Origin of the sequence: Crossiella sp. CA198 (assembly GCF_052078295.1) — a bacterium.
In the GTDB taxonomy this organism is placed as follows: domain Bacteria; phylum Actinomycetota; class Actinomycetes; order Mycobacteriales; family Pseudonocardiaceae; genus Crossiella.
This window is the reverse complement of the sequence record NZ_JBQJIM010000005.1, coordinates 396,190-422,252: the sequence shown is the minus strand read 5'-3', so window position 1 is coordinate 422,252 and position 26,063 is coordinate 396,190. Positions and strand designations below refer to the sequence as shown.

Annotated in this window: 16 protein-coding genes; 8 read left to right on the top strand and 8 right to left on the bottom strand. The window is 70.9% G+C overall.

Annotated features, from left to right (window positions below; translation table 11 throughout):
• The first annotated feature begins 49 nt into the window (after positions 1-49).
• Positions 50-5,872: a DUF7507 domain-containing protein gene (locus ACTOWY_RS11075; protein ID WP_441309508.1), complete on the top strand. Its 5,823-nt coding sequence runs from the start codon at positions 50-52 to the stop codon at positions 5,870-5,872.
• A gap of 1 nt (position 5,873) precedes the next feature.
• Here ACTOWY_RS11075 and ACTOWY_RS11070 read toward each other — a convergent pair whose 3' ends face one another.
• Positions 5,874-6,875, bottom strand: a complete 1,002-nt coding sequence (locus ACTOWY_RS11070; protein WP_441309507.1) for a cation diffusion facilitator family transporter — start codon at positions 6,873-6,875, stop codon at positions 5,874-5,876.
• Between the two features lie 147 nt (positions 6,876-7,022).
• Here ACTOWY_RS11070 and ACTOWY_RS11065 point away from each other — a divergent pair, with 147 nt between their 5' ends.
• A complete protein-coding gene (locus ACTOWY_RS11065; protein ID WP_441309506.1) occupies positions 7,023-8,108 on the top strand; it encodes an SdrD B-like domain-containing protein in 1,086 nt (361 codons plus the stop codon).
• 47 nt (positions 8,109-8,155) lie between these two features.
• Here the strand turns inward: ACTOWY_RS11065 and ACTOWY_RS11060 are convergent, their stop codons facing one another.
• The 6 genes from ACTOWY_RS11060 to ACTOWY_RS11035 form a co-directional block, all read right to left on the bottom strand.
• Entirely contained in the window at positions 8,156-10,369 is a 2,214-nt protein-coding gene (locus tag ACTOWY_RS11060; protein ID WP_441309505.1) for a (Fe-S)-binding protein, read from the bottom strand.
• Positions 10,370-10,481: 112 nt separating this feature from the next.
• Entirely contained in the window at positions 10,482-11,216 is a 735-nt protein-coding gene (locus ACTOWY_RS11055) for an ESX secretion-associated protein EspG (RefSeq protein WP_246492863.1), read from the bottom strand.
• 102 nt (positions 11,217-11,318) lie between these two features.
• Positions 11,319-13,304 carry a hypothetical protein gene (locus tag ACTOWY_RS11050; RefSeq protein WP_441309504.1) on the bottom strand — a complete coding sequence of 662 codons (1,986 nt, stop codon included), beginning with the start codon at positions 13,302-13,304 and terminating at the stop codon, positions 11,319-11,321.
• 183 nt (positions 13,305-13,487) lie between these two features.
• A complete protein-coding gene (locus tag ACTOWY_RS11045; RefSeq protein WP_441309503.1) occupies positions 13,488-15,587 on the bottom strand; it encodes an Ig-like domain-containing protein in 2,100 nt (699 codons plus the stop codon).
• Positions 15,588-15,708: 121 nt separating this feature from the next.
• Entirely contained in the window at positions 15,709-17,871 is a 2,163-nt protein-coding gene (locus ACTOWY_RS11040) for a putative bifunctional diguanylate cyclase/phosphodiesterase (RefSeq protein WP_441309502.1), read from the bottom strand.
• A gap of 7 nt (positions 17,872-17,878) precedes the next feature.
• A complete protein-coding gene (locus ACTOWY_RS11035) occupies positions 17,879-18,694 on the bottom strand; it encodes an SAM-dependent methyltransferase (RefSeq protein ID WP_441309501.1) in 816 nt (271 codons plus the stop codon).
• Between the two features lie 162 nt (positions 18,695-18,856).
• On the opposite strand from ACTOWY_RS11035, the gene ACTOWY_RS11030 reads away from it, so the two are divergent.
• Positions 18,857-20,173 carry a cytochrome P450 gene (locus ACTOWY_RS11030; protein ID WP_441309500.1) on the top strand — a complete coding sequence of 439 codons (1,317 nt, stop codon included), beginning with the start codon at positions 18,857-18,859 and terminating at the stop codon, positions 20,171-20,173.
• A 35-nt stretch (positions 20,174-20,208) separates the two neighbouring features.
• Positions 20,209-21,258 carry an alpha/beta hydrolase gene (locus ACTOWY_RS11025; RefSeq protein WP_441309499.1) on the top strand — a complete coding sequence of 350 codons (1,050 nt, stop codon included), beginning with the start codon at positions 20,209-20,211 and terminating at the stop codon, positions 21,256-21,258.
• A gap of 22 nt (positions 21,259-21,280) precedes the next feature.
• On the opposite strand, the gene ACTOWY_RS11020 is transcribed toward ACTOWY_RS11025, so the two are convergent.
• Positions 21,281-21,601, bottom strand: coding sequence for a hypothetical protein (locus tag ACTOWY_RS11020; RefSeq protein WP_441309498.1), 321 nt, complete (start codon positions 21,599-21,601; stop codon positions 21,281-21,283).
• A 209-nt stretch (positions 21,602-21,810) separates the two neighbouring features.
• Here ACTOWY_RS11020 and dnaK point away from each other — a divergent pair, with 209 nt between their 5' ends.
• From dnaK to ACTOWY_RS11000, 4 genes are read left to right on the top strand one after another with little or no spacing between them, the layout of a single operon-like run.
• A complete protein-coding gene (gene dnaK / locus ACTOWY_RS11015) occupies positions 21,811-23,664 on the top strand; it encodes a molecular chaperone DnaK (RefSeq protein ID WP_441309497.1) in 1,854 nt (617 codons plus the stop codon).
• A gap of 26 nt (positions 23,665-23,690) precedes the next feature.
• The gene (grpE, locus tag ACTOWY_RS11010) at positions 23,691-24,332 is read left to right on the top strand and encodes a nucleotide exchange factor GrpE (protein WP_441309496.1); all 642 of its coding nucleotides are present in this window, start codon (positions 23,691-23,693) and stop codon (positions 24,330-24,332) included.
• Between the two features lie 32 nt (positions 24,333-24,364).
• Complete coding sequence (gene dnaJ / locus ACTOWY_RS11005; protein ID WP_441309495.1) at positions 24,365-25,549, top strand: molecular chaperone DnaJ; 1,185 nt, start codon at positions 24,365-24,367, stop codon at positions 25,547-25,549.
• Positions 25,546-25,998 carry a heat shock protein transcriptional repressor HspR gene (locus ACTOWY_RS11000; RefSeq protein WP_441309494.1) on the top strand — a complete coding sequence of 151 codons (453 nt, stop codon included), beginning with the start codon at positions 25,546-25,548 and terminating at the stop codon, positions 25,996-25,998. The genes dnaJ and ACTOWY_RS11000 overlap by 4 nt, the downstream gene beginning before the upstream one ends.
• The last annotated feature ends 65 nt before the right edge of the window (positions 25,999-26,063 follow it).

Here is a 26,063-nt window from a genome sequence, read left to right as displayed (position 1 = left end):
CGGCGTGCTCCGGTGGTGAGATCAACGGCGCGGGCCCAGTGTGCCGGGTATGCGGCTGCTCCGGGTCCTGCTCGCCCTGCTCCTCGCCTTCGGCGCTCTGCTGGCCGGCCTGCCCGCGCAGGCGGGGGTGGTCAAGGCGTTCGCGCTGAACTACGACCAGGTGGTCTACGGCGACTTCCTGGAGGTCGGCAACGGCTCGTTGCGCTGTCCGACCGCGGCGGACAACGCACCGCAGTGGCGTAACGCCACGCCTGCCGCCTGCGCCGGGGTGGCCAACGGCGGGCGGGTGCCGCAGGGCAGCTCGGGTGACTACAACGACGACTACTTCATGCTCCAGTCGGACGTGGACGGCGACGCCGGCACGTTCAACTCCTCCAGGGCCACCCTGCGCATCCCGGCCGGCGCCACGGTCGACTTCGCCCGGCTGAACTGGGCGGGCAACACCGGGACCTACGACGGTTCGCGGGCCCTGATGTGCCAGAACCGCAGCTTCATCCCGGCCACCGTGCCCAGCGGCGCGGCCGCCTCGCCGGAGGATCAGCAGGTCAAGCTCACCGTGGGCGAGAAGTCCCAGCAGGTCAGCCCGGCCGCACTGACCAGGGACCCGGCTGGCGGCTACACCGGCGGCCAGTACTACTCCGCCTACGCCGACGTGACCTCGGCCTTCGCCGGGGCGGCCACCGGGTCTGACCTGAGCATCACCACCGGCAACGTGTGGGGCGTCAACGGGTTCGGCTGCATGGCGGGCTGGTCGCTGGTGGTGGTCTACAAGTACGCCGAGCGGGATCCGGTCAACGCGCCCAGCAAGCGGGAGGTGTTCGTCTACGACGGGCACGTGCGGCAGAACAGCAGCGACGCGGCCACCACGGTCACCGTCACCGGTTTCCGCTCCGCCGCCGCGACCACCCGGATCGGCGTCACCGCCTACGAGGGCGACCGGAACATCTCGCGGGACGAGTTCAAGGTCAACAACACCTCGATCCCCGAACCGGGCACCGGCAACACGGACAACTTCTTCGTCTCGCTGGCCGACGGGCGGTCCAGTCCAGACTCGGTGAACAACTGGAGCGTGGACGCCAAGTCCTTCAGCACCACCGCGATCCGCTCCGGGGCGGCCAGCGCCGACCTATCCTTCGTCACCAACGGCGACTCCTACCTGGCGCAGAACCTGGTGTTCTCGGTCGCGGTGCCCGAGTTGCAGATCGAGAAGTCCGCGGACCCGGCCGTGGTGCACGCGGGCGAGCAGATCACCTTCACCATCACGGTGACCAATCCCAGTGGCGCCGCGGCCAGCGGGGTCAAGGTGAGCGATCCGGCCTTCCCCGGCTGCGACCGGGTGATCGGCGCGCTGGCGGCCGGGCGGTCCAGCACCTACACCTGCACCGGGACCGCGCCCGCCGACGACGTCACCAACGTGGCCAACGTGACCGGCACCAGCAGCCTCGGCGACCCCCTGGAAGGCACCTCGAGCGCGAAGGTGGACGTGATCCACCCCGCCATCACGGTGGCCAAGGACGCGGACAAGCCCGCCTACCGCGCGGGTGACACCGTCACCTTCACCATCAAGGTCACCAACTCCGGCGACGTGCCGCTCACCCGGCTCCAGGTGGCCGACGCCAAGGTCCCCGACTGCGCGCGCAACCTCGGCGGGGTGCTCGCCGCGGGCGCCAGCCGCACCTTCACCTGCACCACCACCGCGCCGGTGGCCGACGACGTGAACACGGCCACCGCCAGCGGTTTTGACTCGCTCGGGCTGAAGGTGGAAGCCAGTGACGACGCCCCGGCGCCGATCGTGCGGCCCGGCATCGAGCTGACCAAGACCGCCGATCCCGGCACCATCCGGGCCGGGGACCAGACCACGTTCACCATCACCGTGCGCAACACCGGCGACTCGCCGCTGGACCCGGTGCGCATCACCGACGACCGCACCCCGGACTGCGCGCGCACCCTGACCGGAGCGCTGCCCGCGGGCGGCAGCCAGACCTACACCTGCACCGCGCGACTGACCGAGACCACCACCAATATCGCGACCGCCACTGGCCGGGACCGCTCCGGGCAGGACGTCAACGCGAGCGCGCAGGCCACCGTCAAGGTGCTCAAACCCGCGGTGGACATCGAGAAGACCGCATCGCCGGAGACCGTGCGGGCCGGAGACACCGTCACCTTCACCATCAAGGTCACCAACACCGGGGACAGCGAACTGACCAGGGTCACCGTGTCCGATCCGGCGTTGCCGGTGTGCGCCAAGGAGTTCGAGCGGCTCGCGCCCGGGGCGAGTGAGACCTACACGTGCGGCACCACGGTCAGCACGGACCTGGTGAACACCGCGACCGTCACCGGCACCCCGCCGGTCGGGCCGCCGGTGACCGACACCGACGACGCCAGGGTGGACGTGATCAACCCGGCCATCGAGGTCACCAAGACCGCCGAGCCCGGCACCGTCCGGGTCGGCGATCAGGTCACCTTCACCGTGCTGGTGCGCAACACCGGCGACGTGCCGCTGACCGATGTGGTGGTGGCCGACCCGGACGCGCCCGGCTGCGGCGGCACCCTCGCCCAGTTGGCCGTGGGCGGCCAGCAGCGGTTCACCTGCACGGTGACCGCGCCGCAGGAGGACTTCGCCAACACCGCCACCGCCACCGGCACCCCGCCGGTGGGGCCGCCGGTGACCGACACGGACACCGCGCGGGTGGACGTGCAGCACCCGTCGGTGCGGATCACCAAGACCGCCGAACCCGCCCAGGTGCGGGCCGGTGAACAGGTCACCTTCACCATCAAGGTGGACAACACCGGCGATGTCGGCCTCACCGACGTGCGGGTGGCCGACCCGCTGACCCCGGCCTGCGACCGGGTGTTCGCCAGCCTGGCCAGCGGCGCCAGCCAGACCTACACCTGCACGATGACCGCCACCCAGGACCTCACCAACGTGGCCACCGTGACCGGCACCCCACCCGTCGGCCCGCCGGTCACCGCGACCGACGACGCCGCGGTCGACGTGGTGAACCCGCGGCTGGAAATCGAGAAGTCCGCCGAACCCGGCACCGTCCGGGTCGGCGATGAGGTGACCTTCACGATCAAGGTCACCAACTCCGGCGACGCGCCGCTGACCTCGGTCACCGTGGCTGACCCGGCCGTCCCGGCCTGCGCCCGCACCCTGCCCGACCTGGCGCCGGGCGCGAGCCAGACCTACACCTGCACCTGGACCGCGGGCAGCGAGGACCTGGTCAACACCGCCACGGCCACCGGCACCGACCCGACCGGGCGGCCGGTGACCGCCACCGACGACGCGAAGGTGGATGTGATCCACCCGGCCCTGGACGTCAGCAAGTCCGCGGACAAGAAGACCGTGCGCGAGGGCGACCAGGTCACCTTCACCGTGCTCGTGCGCAATACCGGGGACGTCCCGCTGACCAACGTGGTGGTGACCGATCCGGTCGCGCCGGGCTGCGGCGCCACCATCGCGGAGCTGCCAGCCGGCGGCGAGCGGGAGATCACCTGCACGATGATCGCGCCCGCCCAGGAGTTCACCAACACCGCCACCGCCACCGGCACCCCGCCGGTCGGCCCGCCGGTCACCGATGACGGCAAGGTGGTCGTCTCGGTGCTGCACCCCGGCATCAACATCGCCAAGGACGTGCGCGGCGGGCCGTTCCGGGAAGGCGACACCGTCACCTTCGGCATCACCGTGACCAACACCGGCGACGCCCCGCTGACCGCGGTCTCGGTCACCGACCAGGTGGCCCCGGACTGCGCGCGCACGCTGCCCGACCTCGCACCGGGCGCCAGCCAGACCTACACCTGCACCATGATCGCGCCCGCCAACGACATCCAGAACACCGCGAGCACCACCGGCACCCCGCCGACCGGGCCACCAGTGTCCGATGTGGACGGTGCAGAGGTCGATGTGGTGCACCCTGGCGTCGAACTGGACAAGAGCGCCGCGCCGGAGACCGTGCGGGCCGGGGACACCGTCACCTTCACCATCCGGGTGCGCAACACCGGCGACACCGGGCTGACCGCGGTCACCGTGTCCGACCAGGCCGTGCCCGGCTGCGCCCGCACCATCGACCAGCTCGCCGCCGGGGAGATCCAGACCTACACCTGCACCTGGACCGCGGGGCAGGACGACCTGGTCAACACGGCCGCGGTGACCGGGACACCGCCGGTGGGGCCGCCGGTCACGGACACGGACGACGCGCGGGTGGACGTGATCCACCCGGCCTTGGACGTCACCAAGACCGCGGACAAGAAGACCGTGCGCGAGGGCGACCAGGTCACCTTCACCGTGGTGGTGCGCAACACCGGCGATGTGCCGCTGACCAACGTCGTGATCACCGACCCGGCCGCGCCTGCCTGTGGCACCACCATCGCGCAGCTGGCCGTGGGCGCGGAGCAGCGCGTCACCTGCGTGATCACCGCGCCCGGCAACGACTTCGTCAACACCGCGACCGGCACCGGCACTCCGCCGGTCGGGCCGCCGGTGACCGACGAGGACACCGTGCGGGTGGATGTGCAGCACCCGGGCATCGCCATCACCAAGGACGTCGAGGGCGGGCCGTTCCGCGCCGGGGACTCGGTGACCTTCCGGATCAAGGTCAGCAACACCGGCGACGTGCCGCTGACCGGCGTCACGGTGACCGACCAGCTCGCGCCGGAATGCCGCCGCGGCTTCCCGGAACTGGCCGCCGGGGCGGTCGAGACCTACCCGTGCACGATGATCGCGCCCGCGGATGACGTGGTGAACACGGCCACCGCCAACGGAAAACCGCCGACCGGACCGGATGTGTCCGATGTGGACGATGCCCCGGTGGACGTGCTGCACCCTGGGGTGACCATCGACAAGTCGGTCAGCCCGGCCACCGCCCGGCCCGGCGACCAGGTGACCTACACGATCGTCGTGCGTAACACCGGCGACGTGCCGCTCACCGAGGTCCGGGTCACCGACGACAAGCAGGCGAGCTGCGGGTTCACCCTGCCGCAGCTGCCGGCCGGCGCAGTGGAGACCCGGACCTGCGCGGTCACCGCCACGCAGGACGTCACCAACACCGCGGCGGTGACCGGGAACGACCCGACCGGCCGCCCGGTGACCGACACCGACGACGCGGTGCTGGACGTGATCGGCCCCGGCATCGAGGTGACCAAGACCGGCCCGGCGAAACCACTGCTGACCGGCCAGGAAGCCACCTTCACCGTGGTGGTGCGCAACACCGGCGACGTGCCGCTGACCAACGTGGTGCTCACCGACCCGATCGCGCCCGGCTGCGCGGTGACCGTCGGGAACCTCGCGCCAGGGGAGTCGAGCAAGCCGGTGACCTGCACGGTGACCATGCGGGACAACAACATCGAGAACACCGTGACCGCCACCGGCACCGACCCCACCGGCCGGCCGGTGACCGATACGGACCAGGCCACCGCCAAGCTCGGCAAGCCGGGCATCGACCTGACCAAGACCGCCGACCAGGACGAGGCCGCGCCCGGCCGCACGGTGACGTTCAAGCTGACCGTGCGCAACACCGGCACCGTCGACCTGATCGGCGTCACCGTGGCCGACCCGAGCCTGCCCGGCTGCGACCGCCGCCTTGACCGGCTGCCGGTCAACGACAGCCGGACCTGGACCTGCACCGCCGCGGCGCCCGGCAGCGGCACGATGGTCAACACCGCCACCGCGACCGGTCAGCCGGACACCGAACGGCCGGGGAACCCGGTCACCGACACCGATTCCGCCTCGGTGCGGGTGCCCGGCGGGCCGACCCCGCCGCCTCCGCCGCTGGCCAAGACCGGCGCCGCGCCCACCGTGTTCCTGTGGGCAGGGCTGGCCTTGCTGGTGCTCGGCGTGGTGCTGGTCGCCGGGACCCGGCGTCGCCGGAGCTGAGTCAGTGCCCGTCCGCGGGCCGGGGGAACAGCTCGCCGTAGCGGGCGAGCACCCTGGCCCGCAGCTCGGGATCGGCCCGCGGGACCGGTTCCAGGAAGACCTCGTCCAGCTCGGCGAACTCGGCGTGCAGCTCGGCGGAGATGCGCACGCAGGCGCGTTCCAGGTCGGCCGCGCCCAGGCTGTCGTCGAAGTCCAGCCGGGCGCACAGCAGCACCCGGTCGGTGCCGGTGACCATGCTCAGGATGTCCACCACCACCTCCACCTCGGGCTGCGCCTCGATCCGCCGGTAGGCCGCGCGCACCAGCACCGGATCGGCCTGGCGGCCGATGAGCAGGCCGAGGTTGGTGCGGCCCAGCAGGTAGGCCACCCCGGCCAGCAGCACGCCGATGGCCAGCGAGGCCACCGCGTCCCAGACCGCGGACCCGGTGAGCTGGTGCAGCAGCACGCCGAGGAAGGCCAGCAGCAGGCCGATCAGCGCGGCGGTGTCCTCGAAGAACACCGTCTTCACCGTGGGGTCGTCGGAGTGCCGCAGGTAGGCAGTCAGCCCACGGCCCTCGGCTTTGGCCTCGCGCCGGACCTGGCGGCTGGCCTGGATGAAGGAGACCGACTCCAGCACGAAGGCCAGGCCCAGCACCAGGTAGGCCACCCACGGCCGGGTCTGCTCGTCGTCACCGCTGAGCAGTGTGTGCACGCCCTCCACCACCGCGAACACCGCGCCCGATGCGAAGATCGCCACCGCGGCCATCAGCGACCAGAAGAAGCGCTCCTTGCCGTAGCCGAACGGGTGGCGGGCGTCGGCGGGCTTGCCGGAGCGGCGCAGCGCGGTCAGCAGCAGACCCTCGGTGAAGGTGTCCGCGACCGAGTGCCCGGCCTCGGCCAGCAGCGCGGCCGAGCCGGTGAGCACCCCGGCGACCGCCTTCATGATGCCGATCAGGAAGTTGACGATCAGTGCCAGCAGCACGGTGAGCGTGCTCTCGCCGCCCGGTTTGCTCTCCTCCGCCATGCGCACATCGTGCTCTCCAGAGCGGTTTCCGGCACACCGGGCACGCGGTGCCGCCGGAGGGGTGAATCCACCCCGATGTGGACAACCAACGGGCAACATCGCACGTGTGTTGGATGTCAACCAACTTCGAGGCCGATGGGAGTCCAGATGAACCTGCGGCGCACTGCCGTGGTCCTGGCCGGTGTGAGTCTGCTGTCCCTGACCGGAATGCCCGCCCAAGCCGAGGACACCGCCCCGACCGGCGTGGTCACCGGCAGAGTCTGGTTCGACCGCAACGCCGACGGCGCGGCCCAGCCCGGCGAACCCGGCGCGTGGGAGGCCGAGGTGAGCTTCTATGACGTGTTGCGGCTGCGCCCGGCAGGCAAGGCGGTCACCGACGAGGACGGCCGGTACACCTCACCCGCGCTGCGGTTCGGGCTGTACAAGGTCAGCCACCACCGGGCCGAGTACGCGGCCACCACCGGCCCGGTCCGGTTCGTGCTGGTCTCCGCCGAGGGCATCCGCCCGGCCGACTTCGGCATCCGCGGCGCCACCGTCACCGGCATGGTCTGGCAGGACACCGACCGGGACGGCCGCAAGGACAAGGGCGAACCCGCACTGCCCGAGGTGCAGCTCTCCTCGGTCAAGCCGGTCACCCGGTACGCGGTCTCCGCCGCGGACGGTCGCTACGCCCTGGCGGACCTGCCGGCCGGACGCTTCCAGCTCAAGGCCAGTTCAGTGGCAGGCCCCGCCCAGCTCACCTTGACCCGCCCCGGCCGGGACAACGCCTTCACCTGGGGCAGCTACACCACCCGTGAACTGCGGGTCCGTGCGGGCGAGACGGTAGGCGGGGTGGACGCGGGCTACGCCGAGTCCCGCTACGACGGCACCCTGGGCATCAGCACCGACCGCGACCCACAGACCGTGGCGGTCGGCGAGCCGCTCAAGATCACCGTGCACCTGGCCAACCGCGGCGACACCGGCCAGCGGGTGGCGGTCTCGCTGTACCCACCGGCAGGCGTGCGGATCTCCGGGGTCAGCGGCGACTGGACGGTGGTCTCCACCGGCCCGACCGTGCTGGCCAACTCGGTGCATGCGATCGAACCCGGCGCCCGGGAATGCGCGCTCACGCTGACCGTGGTGCTGGAGCGCCCGCTGACCGAGCCGCTGCGGTTCCGGCAACGCCCCGAGGTCGGCGGCGACCGGGACCCGGGCAACGACGGCGGCTACCTGTGGGTGGGCCGCAAGCCTTAGCTCAGTAGTCGAGCAGCCCGGCCAGCGCGCTGGCCGGGCAGCCTGGCTCACTCCTTGACGGCGTCCGGCTCGGCCGTCCCGGGCGCGCCTCGCTTGACCGCGCTGAGCAGCAGCTGGGACACGTCGATCACCTCGACGCCCGCGCCCTGGCCCTCGCTCTGGCGCTGGGTGACGCCGTCGGTGAGCATCACCCGGCAGAACGGGCAGCCGGTGGCGATCTTGGTGGGGGCGGTGGCCAGGGCCTCGTCCACGCGGTCGACGTTGATCCGCTTGCCGATCCGCTCCTCCATCCACATCCGGGCGCCGCCGGCACCACAGCACATGGACCGGTCGCCGTGCCGGGGCATCTCGCGGAAGGCCGCCCCGGTGGCGCCGATCAGCTCGCGCGGCGGGGTGTAGACCTTGTTGTGCCTGCCCAGGTAGCACGGGTCGTGGTAGGTGATGTCCTCGGCCAGTGGGGCGACCGGGACCAGGCGGCGTTCCCGGACCAGGCGGTTGAGCAGCTGGGTGTGGTGCACGACCTCGAACTCGCCGCCCAGCTGCGGGTACTCGTTGGCCAGCGAGTTGAAGCAGTGCGCGCAGGTGGCCACGATCTTGCGCTTGCCCTTGGGCCTGCCCTCGAAGACCGAGTTCAGCACCTCGACGTTCTGCTGGGCCAGCATCTGGAACAGGAACTCGTTGCCCGCGCGCCGGGCCGGGTCGCCGGTGCAGGTCTCCTCGGGGCCGAGCACGGTGTATTTCACGTCAGCCAGGTGCAGCAGTTCGGCCACCGCGCGGGTGGTCTTCTTCGCCCGGTCCTCGAACGCGCCCGCGCAGCCGACCCAGAACAGGTACTCGACCTCGCCCAGCTCGCCGTCGAAGACCGGCACCTCGAAGTCCAGGCCCTCGGTCCAGGCCAGCCGGTCCTTGGCGTTCTGGCCCCAGGGGTTGCCCTTGTTCTCCAGGTTCTTGAACATCCCGCCCAGCTCGCTCGGGAAGTTCGACTCGATCAGCACCTGGTACCGGCGCATGTCCACGATGTGGTCCACGTGCTCGATGTCCACCGGGCACTGCTCGACGCAGGCGCCGCAGGTGGTGCAGGACCACAGCACCTCGGGGTCGATCACGCCCAGCTCGTCCGGGCCGCCGATCAGCGGGCGCTCGGACTCGGCCAGTGCCAGCACGTCGATCTTGGCCAGCCGGGCCTCGGCGTCCTCGCCGGTGATGCCGATCTCGTCGCCGCCCATGTCCTTGCGGCCACCGGCCAGCAGGTACGGGGCCTTGGCGTAGGCGTGGTCGCGCAGCGCCGTGATCACCAGCTTGGGTGAGAGCGGCTTGCCGGTGTTCCAGGCTGGGCACTGGGACTGGCAGCGCCCGCACTCGGTGCAGGTGGTGAAGTCCAGCCAGCCCTTCCAGGAGAAGTCCTCGACCTTGCCCGCGCCGAAGACGTCCTTCTCCGGGTCGGCCTCCTCGAAGTCCAGCGGCTTGCCGCCGCTCATCATCGGCTTGGCCGCGCCCAGCGCCACGCCACCGTCGGCCTCGCGCTTGAAGTAGATGTTGAAGAAGGCGGTGAACCGGTGCCAGGCCACGCCCATGTTCAGGTTGCGCGAGATGGTGATCGCCCAGGCGGCCGAGATGAAGATCTTCAGCACCGCGAAGATGGAGACCATGATCGCCGCGCTGGGCAGGACGGCGCCAAGGCCGTGCGAGATCGGGGTGGCCCAGACCGGGTAGTGGAACAGCCCGCTGGAGGCCTTGAACGCGCGGATGGCGAAGATGCAGACGCCCACGCTGAGGATGACGCCCTCGACGAAGTAGGCCTGCCAGAAGTTGGAGCCCTGGAAGCGGGACTGGCGGTCCGCGCGGCGCGGGTGGTTGCGCTGGCGGATGGCGATCAGCACCAGGATGCCGATCACCGTGGTCAGGCCGATCAGCTCGACGAACAGGCCCCACAGCGACCAGCCGCCGATGATGGGCAGCTCGAAGGAGGGGTCGAAGACCTCGCCGTGCGCCTCCACCAGGGTCAGCACCAGCGAGCCGAAGCCGACCATGACGAACCAGTGCGCCGCGCCGACCACACCCCACTTGAGCATCCGGGTGTGCCCGAGGATCTCGGTCAGCATGGTCTTGAGGCGGCCGAACAGCGGACCGTTGCGGGTCGGGTCGGGCTGACCTAGCCGCACGGTGCGCACCATCTGGACCACGGCCCTGGAGAGCAGCACGACCCAGGCGAGGGTGGCGGCCAGAGAAATCAGGCCCAACACGATATGCACAGCACCCATGCTCGGCAGTCCTCCCAGGTGATAGCGGCGTCGGTATCCTGCCTCGCCCGGAGACTACGCCATATTACTCACCAGTAACCACCTGGCGTGTCCGGTGTCGCACCGGTTGGCGCTAGTTGACCGAGATCAGCAGTTCGGACAGATTCTCGACCAAGCGCTCGGTGTCCGCCGGGGCGACCGTCGTGTACTGACCGATCGCGCGCACCGAGTAACGGCCCTCGATGTTGTCCACCACGGAAACCACGTGCTCAGCGCGGTTGCGTTCCCCCCAGTGGTCCCAGCCGGTGGCGCCGAACTGACCGCCGCGCAGCCGTTCCGCGCTGACCGTCTGGGCCAGCGCGCGAGCCGGTCCGGCCGGCATGCCGCCCAGCTCCAGCTGGTGCGCGAAGGCGTCGTAGGACTTGCCTGCGCGGGCCGCGGCGTACTGGAGCAGATCGTTGGGCACGGTGATCGAGTCGCCGTGGCCGGGTGGGTGCTCGGGCAGCAGCTCCACCGCGGCCTCGGGCATGGTGGTGGGGCCGATCTCGGAGATCCGGATCTGGTTGTCCATCACGCTGCCGCAGGCCACGAACTCGCCGCTGCCGGTGACCATGGCCCGCAGCGAGCGCTCCCGGTCCAGGTTGAAGCGCAGGTCGATGGCGGTGCGCGGGCGGGCGAACTGGTGCAGCAGATCCGTGTACCAGGAGTTGAGCTGACCGGGCCAGCCCAGGCCCTTGTCCGCCAGGCCCACCCAGGCCGACCTGCGGATCTGCTCGGCCTCCTCGTCGCTGGCCGGATCGGGCACGACGTCGAGCACCAGCGGCCGGGCCCCCGGTGCGAGGTCTTCCCAGCTCACGAAAAACTCCATCGGCGTGAGCACGACCGCCGCCATGGCCTTCCTTCCCTGTCTCCCACCAGGTTCAGACGGCCAACGGTACCCCCGAACAGGCGGCATCGGCCGCACAACGCGCTAATCCGCGCCGGCCCGCCGCCGGAACCGGCGCAGCCCGAGCAGCAGGCCGAGCAGGAGCAGCCCGCCGCCCAGGGTCACCGCCACCGCCACCGGGTGCCCGCCGCCCTTGAGTTCGGCGGCCAGCCCGGGGTTCGCGCCGGTCTCCACCGCGTCCCGGCTGGGCGGGGCCGCGCCGCCGGCCAGGTAACGCACGCTCGCCTCGGCCGAGTCCACCCTGGTCACCGTCTGCCGCGCGGTGATCGAGCGCGCGCCGGGCCTGAGATCGGCGCTGGGCCGCAGCCGCCACTGGCCGTCCGCGCCGACCGTGGTCGACCCGGCTGGCACGCCGTCCACCGAGAGGGTCACCAGCGCCTTGGGCTTGCCGCTGCCCGCGATCTGCGGCCGGGGCAGGTCGCCGTGCTCGCCCTGGCCGGGCGCGGTGATCACCGGTGGCGGCGGCATCACGGTGAAGTTGCCGACAGTCTCCGGGGACTCCTGCCCGTCCACGCTCTGCTTCAGCGCCACCTGGTGCCCGCCGAGGCACAGCTGCTCCGGCAGGGTCAGCCGCCAGCGGCCCTCGCCGTCGGCGGTGATCAGCACCGGTGGTTTGGCGTCCAGGCGTACGCTCACCCGCGCGCCGGGCCGGGCGGTGCCGTGCACCTCCGGCAGCGCCTCGGTGCCCCGGCTGCCGTCCAGCGGGCCCAGCAGGGCAGGCGCGCGCAGCCGAGGCTCGTCCGGGTCCAGGTAGGCCACCAGCTTGTCCCGGTTGGCATCGCGCGGCCGGGTGCGGTCCGGGGCCAGTTCGTCCACATCGCGCACGCCGTCGGCGTCCGCGTCGCCCTCGGTGGTCAGCAGCCGCAGCTCGCCGCCGAAACTGGGCAGCACGTCCGCGGTCAGCGATTCGCCCAGCGCCAGCGTGGTCAGTCCGCCGGGGCCGGGCGCGGGGCGGCAGCGACCGGCCGCCGAGCCAAGGTGCGCGGCCGAGGTCCAGCCCAGGGCCGCGCCACCGGCCAGCAGCGCGCCGCCGCCGTCCACGCACAGCCCGTGCACCTCGAACCCGCGCAAGGCCATCGCGCCGGACTCGCCGAGCCGCCATACCGAGCGCGGGGCGAACACCGTGCCGCAGGAGTAGCCCGCCCGGCCCGCCGCGCACACCTGGGCGCCGGGGATGGCCGCGGCGAGCGACTCGACCCGTTGCGCGCCACCGGGTCCGGCCACCTCGGGCAGTGGGGTGGCGTGCGGGTCGGCGATCCGGATCGAGGCCAGGTCGTCGCCGGGGCCGTCGCCGTCCAGGGAGGCCAGGGTGAACTTGTCCACCGAGCCCAGCGGGGCGCAGTGCGCCGGGCCGAGGGAGACCGCGCGGCCGAGCCGGTCCAGCGCGTTGAGGCCGTAGCCGCAGCCCTGCGCGCGCACCGCGGGCGGTTGCGGCGGCAGGTCGGTGTGCTCGACCCGCAGTGACACCCCGGGGCGGGGCAAGGAGTTCGCGAGCCTGCGGCCTGCGGGGGAGTCGGCCAGCAGCAGGCGCAGGTTCCCGGCGCGCACGTCCGGGGTGATGCCGTAGACCGCGGCCCGCTCGGCCGGTGGCAGCGTGGCCGACCAGCGGGCCACCGTGTCCACCGCCTGGTCAAGGGCCTCGGCGCTGACCGGCCGCACCTGCGCGCCCGCGCCGGCGATCCGGACCCGGTCCGCGGCGGCCTCGTCGGTGACCGCGACCCGCAGCCGCCGGTTGCCGGACTCGAACCAGGCGCCGCCGAAGGCCGAACCCAGTTCGGCGCGCAGCCGGTCGGCGGCGGCCGCGGCCTGCCGGGCCGCGCGGCCGTTGGCCAGGTAGGTCACCGGGTCCAGGCCGAGATCGCGGCGCAACGCCTGTTTCAGCTGCGGCGGCAGCGCCTCGGCGTGCGCGGCGAGCAGCGCCTGCTCACCGGGCTGCTGCGCGGCCTGCGCAGGCATCGCACCCAGCACGAGCAGGCAGGCGGCTCCGGACAACCCAAGCGCCCTGCGCATCCCGCACCTTCTTCGCCACCACCAAAACCCGCCCATGACAACGGGAGTGGCCAAACGCTAGCCGCCCGAAGGGGCAGTTCCGCCGGTCGCTGCCGGGTTCGTTACGAAGGTCGCGGTATGGCAAAGAAACGGGCGGCCGTCCCGGAGGACGACCGCCCGTTTCGCGGTGTTTACTCAGTCACTTCAGGACTGCACGCCAGCCTTGCGGCGGCGGAAGAACACCAGCAGCGCGATGCCACCGGCGACGGCAACGGCGCCACCGATCAGCATCGGCACCACGCCGTCCACACCGGTCTTGGCCAGGCCGCCGTTACCGCCACCGTTGCCGGCGGGGCTGGTGGTCGGCGGGGCCGCGCCACCCTTGGTCAGCTCGTAGGCCACGGTGTCCGCGTCCGAGTCCACCTTGTCGATGGTCTGCTTGGCGGAAATGGTGTGCTTGCCCTTGGCCAGGTCCGCGGCCGGGGTGAGCGTCCACTTGCCGTCGGCGCCCACGGTGGTCTCGCCCAGCTTGGTCTCGCCGGAGGTCACCGTGACGGTGGCCTTGGCGGTGCCGGTGCCGGAGATGACCGGACGGGCGTTCTCGCTCTTGGCGCCTTCCTTGGGCTCGGTGATGACCGGAGCCGCCGGAACGATGGTGAACTTGGACTTGACCTCGCGTGAGGTCAGCTCGCCGACCTTCTGCTTCAGGCCGACCTCGTGCTCGCCGTAGGCCAGTTCCGCGCCAGTGGCCTGCGTCCACTTGCCGCTCGCGTCAGCCTTGATCTCCGTGGTCTGGCCCTTGTAGGACAGGGTGACCGCGGCGTTGGGCTTGGCGGTGCCGGTGAGCACCGGCTTGCGCTCGGTGATCCGGGCCTTGTCGGCCGGGCTGGTCAGCTTCGGCGCGGACAGGTTCGGCTCGTCGGCGTCCCGGTAGGCGGCGACCCCGTTGTTGTTGGTGTCCTTGATCTTGGTGATGTCGGCGTTCAGCTCGTCGATGTCGAGCACGCCGTCCTCGTCCACGTCACCGTTGCTGGTCAGCACGGTGAGCTGGGCGTCGCCCTTGTAGTCGGGCAGGATGTCCCTGCCGACGAACTCGGCGTAGGAGCGGTCCTTCGGCTGGCCCGCGGTGGGGCACTTGTCGCCCGGGTTGGCCGCGCCGCCGGAGGTGATGCCCAGCGCCTTGGAACCCAGGACCACAGCGCCGCCGGAGTCACCCGGGATGCTGCAGGCGTCGTGCTGGAACAGCGAGAGCAGGTGGTTGCTGATCCGCACCTGCACGTCGACGTTGACCACGTTGCCGCACTGCCAGCCGGTGGTGCGGCCGGACTTGCAGATCTCCTGGCCCTGGATCGGGTCGGTGACGCCGTCCAGCTTCAGGCCGCTGCCGTTGTAGCGGTTGACCTCGGGCAGCAGCTTGTTGCCGCCGTTGGTCACCTTGATGGTGGCCGAGTCGTCGCCGTCGGGGGCGTTGTCGAACCGGACGTTCTCGCCGAGACCGATGGCCTCGCCGACCGGGTTGCCCGCGCCCTTGATCTCGACGTTGACCTTGCGGCCGTCAAAGCCGTCGAAGCAGTGGCCTGCGGTGATGATCTGGCCACGGCCGAGCTTGTCCACGGTGTTGAAGCCGAGGGAGCAGAGCCGCAGGCTGCTGCCCGCGCCGGAGACGGTGTAGCCGTCGCCACCGCGGATGTCCTTCTCGGCCTGCAGCTCTTCCTGCTTGTGGCCGATCTCGACCTGGACGTTCACCTTGGGCAGCTCGGCGGCCAGGGCCTTGCCCGCCTCCGAGCTGGACAGGGTCACGCCCAGCTTGCCGTCCTTGGTGTCCACCGCGACGGCCTGGAACGCGGCCTTCTTCTCGGCGGGCAGGGCCTTGACCCAGTTGGTGATGGTGTCCGCGGCGCGGTCGAGCGCGCCGGCGGAGACCCCACGCTGGTGCACCTCGCCACCGGCGGCCCGCACCTTGGCGGCCACGGCGGCGTCAGTGACCGCGACGTGCAGCTTCTTGCTGTTCTTGTCGAACCACGCGCCGCCGAACTTCTCGCCCAGCTCCTTGCGCAGTCGCGAACCGGCCAGCGCGGCCTTGTCCGCGGCCCGAGCGGTCGCCACGTACTCCTTGGCGTCCTTGCCGAGGTCGCGACGGATCGCTTCCTTCAGCTCAGCCGGCATGGACTGCACGACCGCGTCCGCGGTGACCTCGGTCGGCTGCGCGGGCGCCATGCCCGTGCTCAGCGCGGTGCCCAGCACCAGCACACCCGCCACCGAAACCGCGGCGCCCACCCTCCGGCGGAGGCTTGCCTTGCTCATCTAGCTCCTTCCCCAGACCCCACCATGACCCGATTGGGTTACCTCGGAGGGGTGACGCAGGGAAGCTAGCTGTAGTTCCATCTACTTGGGACCGGGTTTGTGAAAAAAGGTGCGAACTTCGTTACGAAGATTTGACTCGCCAGGCCGGGCTGCCGAAGGCCGCCGCCAGCTCGTCTGGCCTGCACGGCAGTCCGAAATGAGCGCCAACAGCAAGATCGGCTTCGGCCGCGCGCCAGAATTCTGCCTGCTCAGCGGTTGACACACCGTCCGCGATCACCTCGGTGGCACCGGCCCGGTGCGCCAGGCCGGGCAGCGCCCGCAGCGAATCGGTCACCGCCGGACCCGCGGCGCCTGCCCGGCCGAGAAGTTCACGGTTGAGCCGGACCGAGTTCACCGGAAGTTCGCTCAGCGTGGCCAGGTCGCCAGCGGCCAGCCCGAAGTCGCTGAGCACGGTGCGCACGCCGAGGTCGGCCAGCGTGCGCAGGTTGTCCCTGGCCTCGCCCCGGTCCGCGGTCAGCACCGGCGCGGGCAGTTCGACCAGCAGCCTGGTCGCCGGGAACGCGGTCTCCTTCAGCACGCCGACCACCCTGGTCACCAGGTCCGCGTCCGCCGCCTGGTGCGGGGTCAGGCTCAGCGCGAGCACCAGGTCCCGGCCCAGCCGCTGCCGCCACCAGCCGGTCTGCCGGCACCCGGTGCGCAGCAGCCACTCGCCCAGGTTGGCCATCAGCCCGGTCGACTCGGCCAGCTCCCGGCACCGCTGGTCCGCCAGCGGCCCGAGTTCCGGGTGCTCCCAGCTCAGCAACGCCTCCACCCCGAGCACCCGGCCGTCGGCCAGCCGCACCAGCGGCCGGTACCTCGGCTCCACCGCGCCGTTCTCGAACGCGCCCGGCATCGAGGCGGCCAGCGCGTCCCGCTCCCGGTCCAGCCGGTCCTGCTCGGGGTGCAGCTGCTCCCACTGCCCCGGTCCGTTGCCGCGGGCCCGGCGCAACGCCAGATGCGCGCCGCGCAGCAGCTCGGCGGGCGTGCTCTCCGGCGGCGGCCGGTGCACCACGCCGATGCTGACCGAGGCGGCCAGCCCGTGCCCGTCCACGTAGGTCGGTTCGGCCAGCTCGCGCCGGATCATGTGCACCATGGTCATCGGGGCCGGGGTGCTGGAGCAGTTCTCCACCAGCACCGCGAACTCGGACCCGTCGATCCGCGCCACCATGGCCTTCTCCCCGGCCACCACCGTCTTGAGCCGCTGGGCGACCATCACCAGCAGGTGCTCGCCCGCGTGTTCGCCGAGACCGTCGCGGACCACCGCGAAGGCGTCCAGGCCGAGGTGGAACAGGGTGACGCCGTAACGCGGATCCGCTTGGCGCAGCACGGATTCCAGGTGGGTGCCGAAGTACTGGCGGTTGGGCAGCCCGGTCAGCACATCGTGCAGCGCCTGCCTGCTCAGCTCGCTCTGCAGCAACCGCAGTTCGGTGCCGTCCTCCACCACGGTGACGAACTGGCTGGGCGCCGCGTCCTCGCCGCGCAGTAAAGAGGCGGTCAGCGTGACCACCGCGTGGTCGCCGTCCTGCAGCAGCAGCTTCTGGGACTGCCTGATCCGCTGCACCCGGCCGTTGAGCAGGGCCGCGTAGTCCTCGCGCAGCGCGGCCGCGTGCTCGGGCGGGACCAGGTCGAACAGGCTGCGGCCGGTCAGCTCGGCCGGGGTGTGCCCGAGGATGGCGCCGACCGAGCCGTTCACCCGCAGCAGCGTGCCGTCCAGATCGGTGATCAGGATGCCGCTGGCCGAGCAGGTGGCGACCTCCTCGAACCGGGCCTCGGCCGCACGCAGGTTCCACTTGGCATCGCGCACCGCCTTGAGCAGGGAGAGTTTCATGCTCTCCTGCTGTTCCAGGGTGGCCCGCTGCGCGGCCGCGAGGAAACCGGCGGCCAGCGCGCCGAGCGCGCCCACCACGCGTTCGGCCGACTTGCCACCGCGGAACTCCGGCAGCGCCAGCAGGCCCTTGCCCAGGATGTCCATGGTCAGCGCCAGCGACTGCTGGCTGGCGCAGTTCAGCGTGACCAGCCGGGCGCCTGCCGCCTCGGCCGCCGCGTTGCCAGCCTGCTCGCTGTGCACCGTGGCGCACAAGGTGTCCACCAGCCCGGCCAGTTCGTCCTCGAACTCGGTGTGCACCAGCGGCACGTAGTCGGTCTCGGCCAGCACGTAGGCCCATTTGCGCGCGAGGGTGCGGCGCTTGCGCCGCCAGTCCTCCGGCGGCGGCGCCGGGCTCTTCTGCAGGCTGAGATCCGGCATGGCTCGCTCAGCGCTTCCTGGCGACGCCGGCGTAGGTGTATTCGTTGCTCGACGGATCGGCGATGTCGCCCGGACCCTCGGCCCGCCAGTCGGCGCAGCCGACCAGCCCCGGCTCGACCAGCTCGAAGTCGCCGAACATGGTCAGGATCTCCTCGTAGGAGCGCGGGGTGACCTGGTCCGCGCTGCGGGAGATCCGGATGGCGTCGCCGAGGTCTTCCAGGTCCTGCTTCTGCTCGTCGTGGGTGGCGTGGGTGAGCGCGAGGTGGCTGCCGGGCGCGAGCACCTCGCGGTACTCGCGCATCAGCCCGGCAGGCTTGGACTCATCCGGCAGCCAGTGCAGCACCAGCATGCACAGCAGGCCGACCGGCTGGGTGAAGTCGAGCAACTGCCGGACCGCAGGGCTGTTGAGGACCAGCTCGAACTCGCGCATGTCCGCGTGCACCACGCCGGTGCCAGGCGTGTGCTCCAGCATCAGCTCGCTGTGCGCGACCGCGACCGGATCGCGGTCCAGGTAGACCACCCGGCAGGCCGGGTCGATCCGCTGCGCGATCTCGTGCACGTTGCCCACGGTCGGGATGCCCGAGCCGAGGTCCAGGAACTGCCGGATGCCCTGGGCCATCTGGTACCGGACCGCCCTGGCCATGAAGGCGCGGTTGAGCCTGGCCACCCGGCGCAGGCCGGGCGCGATGCGCTTGAGCGTGTCGGCGGTGGCGCGGTCGACCGCGAAGTTGTGGCTGCCACCGAGCACATAGTCGTAGACCCGGGCGATGCTCGGCGTCGTGATGTCCACGCCGGGCGGGACCCAGTCCTGCGTCTGCGGCACGGAGAAACACCTCGATTCGTAGCGGTGACCAGCATAGCGAGATTTCTCGGCTGGGTTGGTGATCGACCAATGGGATGACACCCCACTCGGACGGGTACTGTCGCCTGCGGCCGAATGGGCCCTAGTGTGGCCACTTCCCCATTCCCGGCGCAAGGAGTGCGAATGCCCGTCCGGGTAGCACCCGGTCAGTGGCCGTTACTTGGGCACACACCGGCCTTGCTGCGCAGAAAATTCCGGTTCACCGCAGGACTCCGCGACCACGGCGACGTTGTCAAGCTGTATCTGGGACCACTCCAGGCTTATTTCATCACAAGTCCTGAACTGGTCCATCGCGTGCTGGTAACGGACGGCGCGAGTTTCGGAAAAGGCGCCATGTTCGACAAGTTCCGGCCTTACATGGGTAACGGCCTGGCGATGTCGGACGGCGCGTTCCACCGGCGCCAGCGCAAGCTCATCCTGCCCGCCTTCCGCCAGGGGCGGATCGAGCACTACGCCGGGAACATGATCCGGGCGGCCACCGAGCTGACCGGCTCCTGGCGGCCGGGCGAGGTCCGGCTGGTGGACGCCGACATGCAGGGCCTGGCGGTCACCATCGTCGGCGCCGCGCTGTTCGCCACCGAACTGGGCGGGCCCGCGATCGAGGAGTCCCGCCGGTCCATCCCGGTGATCGTCAAACAGGGCATCATCCGCTCGCTCTCGCCCAGCTTCGTCGAGCGCCTGCCGATCCCCGGCAACCGGGCCTTCGACACCGCGATCAGCCGGATGCGCGAGGTGGTCACCCAGGTCATCACCGGCTGGGACGGCGTGGACCACGGTGATCTGCTGTCCCTGCTGCTACTGGCCAGGGACGCCGACACCGGCGAGGGCATGACCGAGCAGCAGGTCTTCGACGAGGTCATCACGCTGCTCACCGCGGGCATCGAGACCAGCGCGCTCGCGCTGGGCTGGATCTTCCACGAACTGGGCCGCAACCCCGAGGTCGAGGCGCGGCTGCACGCCGAGCTGGACGAGGTGCTGGGCGGCCGCCCGGTGACCTTCGCCGATCTGCCCCGGCTGGAGTACACCCGGCGGGTGGCCACCGAGGGCCTGCGGATGTACTCGCTGTGGCTGCTGATGCGGCGGGCCAACCGCGAGGTCGACCTCGGCGGGCTGCGCCTGCAACCGGGCGATGAGGTCATCGTGAGCCCGTACACCATGCATTTCGACGAACGGTCCTTCCCGGACCCGGATCGGTTTGACCCGGACCGGTGGTCGCCCGAACGGACGGCCGCGGTGCCCGAGGGCGCGTACATCCCGTTCGGCGCCGGTATGCGGCAGTGCATCGGAAACTCTTTCGCGCTGACCGAGCTGCTGACGGCGATCGCCACGGTCGCCGCGCAATGGCGACTCGTTCCGGTGCCGGATCGGCCGGTGCGGGTGAAGTTCACCAACGCGCCGTATCCGAACGCCCTGCCGATGACGGCAGTTCCACGTCATTAGTTGCTTCGCAAATCATCCATTCGGAGGTTCTTCCCGTGCGTTTGTTCTGGCGCCGGATCGGTGCGGCCACGGCCGCCTGTCTGGGTTTGAGCACGCTGATCGCCCCCATCCCGGCCGGCGCCGCCGAGCCGGCCTGCCGGGATCTGTCCATCCCGGTTTCCCTGCTCGACCTGCCCGTGCTCAGCCTGGACCAGACCATGTACGGCAGGCTGTGCACCCCGGCAGGCGGCAGCAACACCGTGCAGGTGCTGATTCCCGGCGGCACCTACAACAGCTCCTACTGGGACATCGCGCACACGCCGGAGACCCGCTCGTACCGCAAGGCGCAGAACAAGGCGGGCTTCGCCACGCTGGCGCTGGACCGGATCGGCAGCGGGCGCAGCTCCAAGCCGCTGAGCGTGCTGCTGACCGCCTTCACCCAGGCCAACGCGGTCAACCACGTGGTCAAGGCGATGAAGTCCGGTTCGCTGGGGCCGAGGTTCGGCAAGGTCATCCTCGGCGGGCACTCACTGGGCTCGGCGATCTCGGTGATCGTGGCGGCCAAGCACCAGAACGTGGACGGCGTGCTGATCGCCGGCCAGCTGCACCGGCTGAACCTGACCGGCATCATCCCCACCCTGACCACGCTGACCCCGGTGCTGCTGGACCCCAAACCGGCGTTCCGGCTGCTGGACCCGACCTTCCTGACCACCGCGGCCGGGCAGCGCTACACCGCCTTCCACCGCGGCGGCCCGCTGGTCGAGGCCGCGGTCGCCGAGGACGAGGCGAACAAGGACGGCCTGGCCGCGGGTGAGGCGGTGGACGGCATCCTGCTCGGCACCATCCTGCCGCTGAGCAAGCTGATCAAGGTGCCGGTGCTGCTCGCCATGGGCGGCAACGACCAGGTGTTCTGCGGTGGTCTGCTGGGCAGCGACTGCTCCTCGGCGGAGGCGCTCAAGCAGTTCGAGGCGCCCAACTTCTCGCCGGCCGCCCAGCTGCGCACCTTCGTGCTGCCCAACTACGGGCACTCCTTCAACTACGCGCCGAACGCCTCGGAGTTCTTCCAGGCCACCGCCAGGTGGGCGCAGGAGCTGGTCGGTCGCTAGACCGGCCCGCTGGGGACGGCCATCACCGCCCGGACGGCCGTCCCCAGCACCGCGTGCACCCGCACCTCCGCACCGTCCTCGCGCACGGCGCGGCCACCGTGATCTCCCCGGCCCGGTCGAGCCGCACGAGCGCCGTGTCCCCGGCGGCGCCCTCGGCCGGTGTGGCCGGTCCGTAGGCGTCCACCCGGATCCGGGCGGCGTCGATCAGCTCGTCATCCCGGAATTCGCCACCCATCCGGGTGATCAGCACCGCCCCGGTGGCGCCAGCTCCGCCCGGCTGGTCCCGGTTTGTCCTTGCCTTCAGCGCAGCCAGCAGCCCCGCGAAGTCATCCCCGACCCGCATTCCGCTGTGGCACGGGACACAGTCAAAAACGAGGCCGGAACAAAGCCGCGGCGCCGTCCGTTGGAGCAGTCAGAAGCTTGAGTGTGGCGGACTCAACCTCGCATTTGACGAGGAGCGACGCTTACGCTCAGACTTGAGCCAGGATCGCTCAAGGGCAACCTTGCGCGATTCGCCTACGTACAGCGTGACCAGCAGTGGAGGGAAGATTCATGGCGCGAGCGGTCGGTATCGACCTGGGGACGACCAACTCCGTCGTCACCGTCCTCGAGGGCGGTGAGCCGACGGTTATCGCCAACTCGGAGGGCTCGAGGACGACGCCGTCCATCGTCGCCTTCGCCAAGAACGGCGAGGTCCTGGTGGGTCAGCCCGCCAAGAACCAGGCAGTGACGAACGTGGACCGGACCATCAGGTCGGTCAAGCGGCACATCGGCACCAACTGGAAGACCGAGATCGACGGCAAGGCCTACACCGCGCAGGAGATCAGCGCCAGGGTGCTGATGAAGCTCAAGCGCGACGCCGAGGCCTACCTTGGCGAGGAGATCACCGACGCGGTGATCACCGTGCCCGCGTACTTCGAGGACGCGCAGCGGCAGGCCACCAAGGAGGCCGGGCAGATCGCCGGCCTGAACGTGCTCCGCATCGTCAACGAGCCCACCTCGGCCGCGCTGGCCTACGGGCTGGACAAGGGCGAGAAGGAACAGACCATCCTGGTCTTCGACCTCGGCGGCGGCACCTTCGACGTGTCCCTGCTGGAGCTGGGCGACGGTGTGGTCGAGGTCCGCGCCACCTCCGGTGACAACCACCTCGGCGGTGACGACTGGGACCAGCGCATCGTCGACTGGCTGGTGGAGAAGTTCAAGTCCAGCAACGGCATCGACCTGACCAAGGACAAGATGGCGTTGCAGCGGATCCGGGAGGCCGCGGAGAAGGCGAAGATCGAACTCTCCAGCACCTCCACCGCGAACATCAACCTGCCCTACATCACCGTGGACTCGGACAAGAACCCGCTGTTCCTGGACGAGTCGCTGACCCGCGCCGAGTTCCAGCGGATCACCTCCGACCTGCTGGACCGCTGCCGCGCGCCGTTCAACAACGTGATCAAGGACGCCGGCATCCCGGTCGGCTCGATCGACCACGTGGTGCTGGTCGGCGGTTCCACCCGGATGCCCGCGGTGGCCGAGCTGGTCAAGGAGCTGACCGGCGGTCGCGAGCCGAACAAGGGCGTGAACCCGGACGAGGTCGTCGCGGTCGGCGCGGCCCTGCAGGCCGGTGTGCTCAAGGGCGAGGTCAAGGACGTCCTGCTGCTCGATGTCACCCCGCTCTCCCTTGGTATTGAGACCAAGGGCGGCGTGATGACCAAGCTCATCGAGCGCAACACCACGATCCCGACCAAGCGCTCGGAGATCTTCACCACCGCGGACGACAACCAGCCGTCGGTGCAGATCCAGGTGTTCCAGGGTGAGCGCGAGATCGCCGCGTACAACAAGAAGCTCGGCATGTTCGAGCTGACCGGCCTGCCGCCCGCCCCGCGTGGCGTGCCGCAGATCGAGGTCACCTTCGACATCGACGCCAACGGCATCGTGCACGTCTCGGCCAAGGACCTCGCCACCGGCAAGGAACAGGGCATGCAGATCACCGGTGGATCCGCCCTTGGCAAGGACGAGATCGACCGGATGATGAAGGACGCCGAGGCGCACGCGGACGAGGACAAGCAGCGCCGCGAGGAGGCCGAGGTCCGCAACCAGGCCGAGACCCTGGTCTACCAGACCGAGAAGTTCGTCAAGGACAACGACGAGAAGCTCCCGGCCGAGGTCAAGGAGAAGGTCAACGCCGCGCTCGCCGAGTCCAAGGAAGCGCTGAAGGGCACCGACATCCCGGCGATCAAGGCCGCGATGGAGAAGCTCTCCACCGAGTCCCAGGCCATGGGCGCGGCGATGTACCAGGGCAACGAGCAGGCCGCCCCCGGCGCGCCGGGCGCGGAGACCCCTGGCCAGGCCAAGGCCGATGACGTGGTCGACGCGGAGATCGTCGAGGACGACAACAAGGGTGGCACCAAGAAGTGACCGAACAGCAGCCAGAATCCGAGCGCGTGGTGGTTCGCGACCGCCGTCGCATCGACCCGGAGACCGGCGAGGTTCGCTCCGCGGCGGCCAGCGAGGAGCTGGCCGCCGCGGAGGCGGTCGCTGACGCCACCGTCCCGGCGGCGCCGGTTGATGTCGATGCCCTGGTGGAGCTGCAGAAGCAGCTTGAGGAACGCACCGCTGACCTGCAACGCCTGCAGGCCGAGTACGCCAACTACCGCAAGCGGGTCGACCGCGACCGCGAGCTGGTGGTGGCCAACGCCAAGGCAGGCGTGGTCTCCGAACTGCTGCCGGTGCTCGATGACTTCGAGCGGGCCGAGCAGCACGGCGATCTGACCGGCGCCTTCAAGGCGGTGGCGGACAAGGTCGTCACCACCCTGCAGAAGGCGGGCCTGGAGGCATTCGGCCAGCACGGCGAGGAGTTCGACCCCTCGGTGCACCAGGCCGTGCAGCACGACACCTCGCCCGAGGTGGCCGGGCCCACGGTCACCACGGTGCTGCGCCGCGGTTTCCGCTTCGGCGAGCGGGTGCTGCGCCCGGCCATGGTCGGGGTCACCGACCACGAGCCAGGCGCGGCGGCCCCAGCGCCGGAGGCCACCGGGCGGCACGCCGCACCGGAGACCGGCGCGGGCGAAGACACCCAGCAGTAAATGACAACCAGCGGGAAGGGAGGGGCGTCCGGATGAGTGCGAGGGACTGGATCGAGAAGGACTTCTACGCCGAACTGGGTGTCCCTCCCGACGCGCCGGGTGAGGACATCAAGAGGTCCTACCGCAAGCTCGCCCGTGAGCTGCACCCGGACGCGAACCCGGGCGATGCCAAGGCGGAGGCTAGGTTCAAGTCCGTCTCCGAGGCCTACGGCGTGCTGTCGGACACCGACAAGCGCAAGCAGTACGACGAGGCCCGCAGGCTCTTCGGCTCCGGCGGGTTCCGGCCAAGCGGCGGCTTCGGCGGTGGCGGTGGTTCCGGCGGTTTCGACTTCGGCGACCTCTTCGGCGGGGCGAGCAGCACTGCCCAGGCCGGTGGTTCCGGCGGGATCGGCGACATCCTGGGCGGGCTGTTCGGCCGTCGTGGCGGTCAGGCCGCCGGGGCCACCCGGGCGCAGCGCGGCAAGGACGTGGAGACCGAGGTCCGGATCGACTTCACCGAGGCCGTCCGGGGAGCCACCGTGTCGCTGCGCCTGTCCAGCCCGGCCACCTGTGGCACCTGCGGCGGCAACGGCGCCCGGCCCGGCACCTCGCCGCGCACCTGTGGCACCTGTGCCGGCGCCGGCGTGGTCAGCCGCAGCCAGGGCGCCTTCGCCTTCAGCGAGCCCTGCCGCGACTGCCGAGGCTCCGGCCGGATCGTGGACGACCCGTGCGGGGAGTGCGGCGGCGACGGGGTCAGCACCCGCACCCGCTCGCTGACCGTGCGGATCCCGGCGGGCGTGGACGACGGCCAGCGCATCCGGCTGGCGGGCCAGGGCGAACCCGGTCGCAACGGCGCGCCGGCAGGCGATCTGTTCGTCCGGGTGCACGTGGCCCCGCACGAGCTGTTCGGCCGCAACGGCGACGACATCACCGTCACCATCCCGTGCACGTTCCCGGAACTGGTGCTGGGCACCACGTTGACCGTGCCCACGCTGGAGGGCAAGGTGTCGGTACGGGTGCCGGCAGGCACCACGAGCGGCCGCACGCTCCGGGTGCGCGGCAAGGGCGTTGCCCGCAAGGACGGCACCTTCGGCGACCTGCTGGTCACCCTGCAGGTGGCGGTTCCGTCCACTGTGGACGAACAAGCCCGCGCCGCACTCGAGGCCTACGCCGCGGCAACCGCGGATTTCGACCCACGACCGGCGCTGACCGCACTGTTGGGACGGGATGAGCCATGAGCCAGTTCGGTGAGCAGGGCGGCGGGATCCCGTTCCCGCCAGGAGCGTCCGAGGACAGCCCGGTGTTCGTGATCTCGGTCGCGGCCCAGCTGTCCGGACTGCACGCGCAAACCCTGCGCACCTACGACCGGCTTGGCCTGGTGTCCCCCGGCCGCACCGCGGGCGGGGGCCGCCGGTACTCCGCGCGGGACATCGCGCTGCTCAAGGAAGTCCAGCGGCTCTCCCAGGAGGAGGGCGTCAACCTGGCAGGCGTCAAACGGATCATCGAACTCGCCACCGAGGCCGAGCGCCTGCGCGCCGAGGTCGAGGAACTGCACCGCCAGCTCGCCGCCGCGCACGCCGCCGCCGACCACGCGGCCGCCGCCGTGCACGCCTCCTACCGCCGCGACCTGGTCCCGCTCCGCCCCCAGCAGACCGCGCTGGTCGTCTGGAGGCCCCCGCAGCGGTAAATCGCGCGGGGCCCGGGTGTACCCTGCTCCCATGCTGAGGACGTGCGACAGCATGACCATGCGCG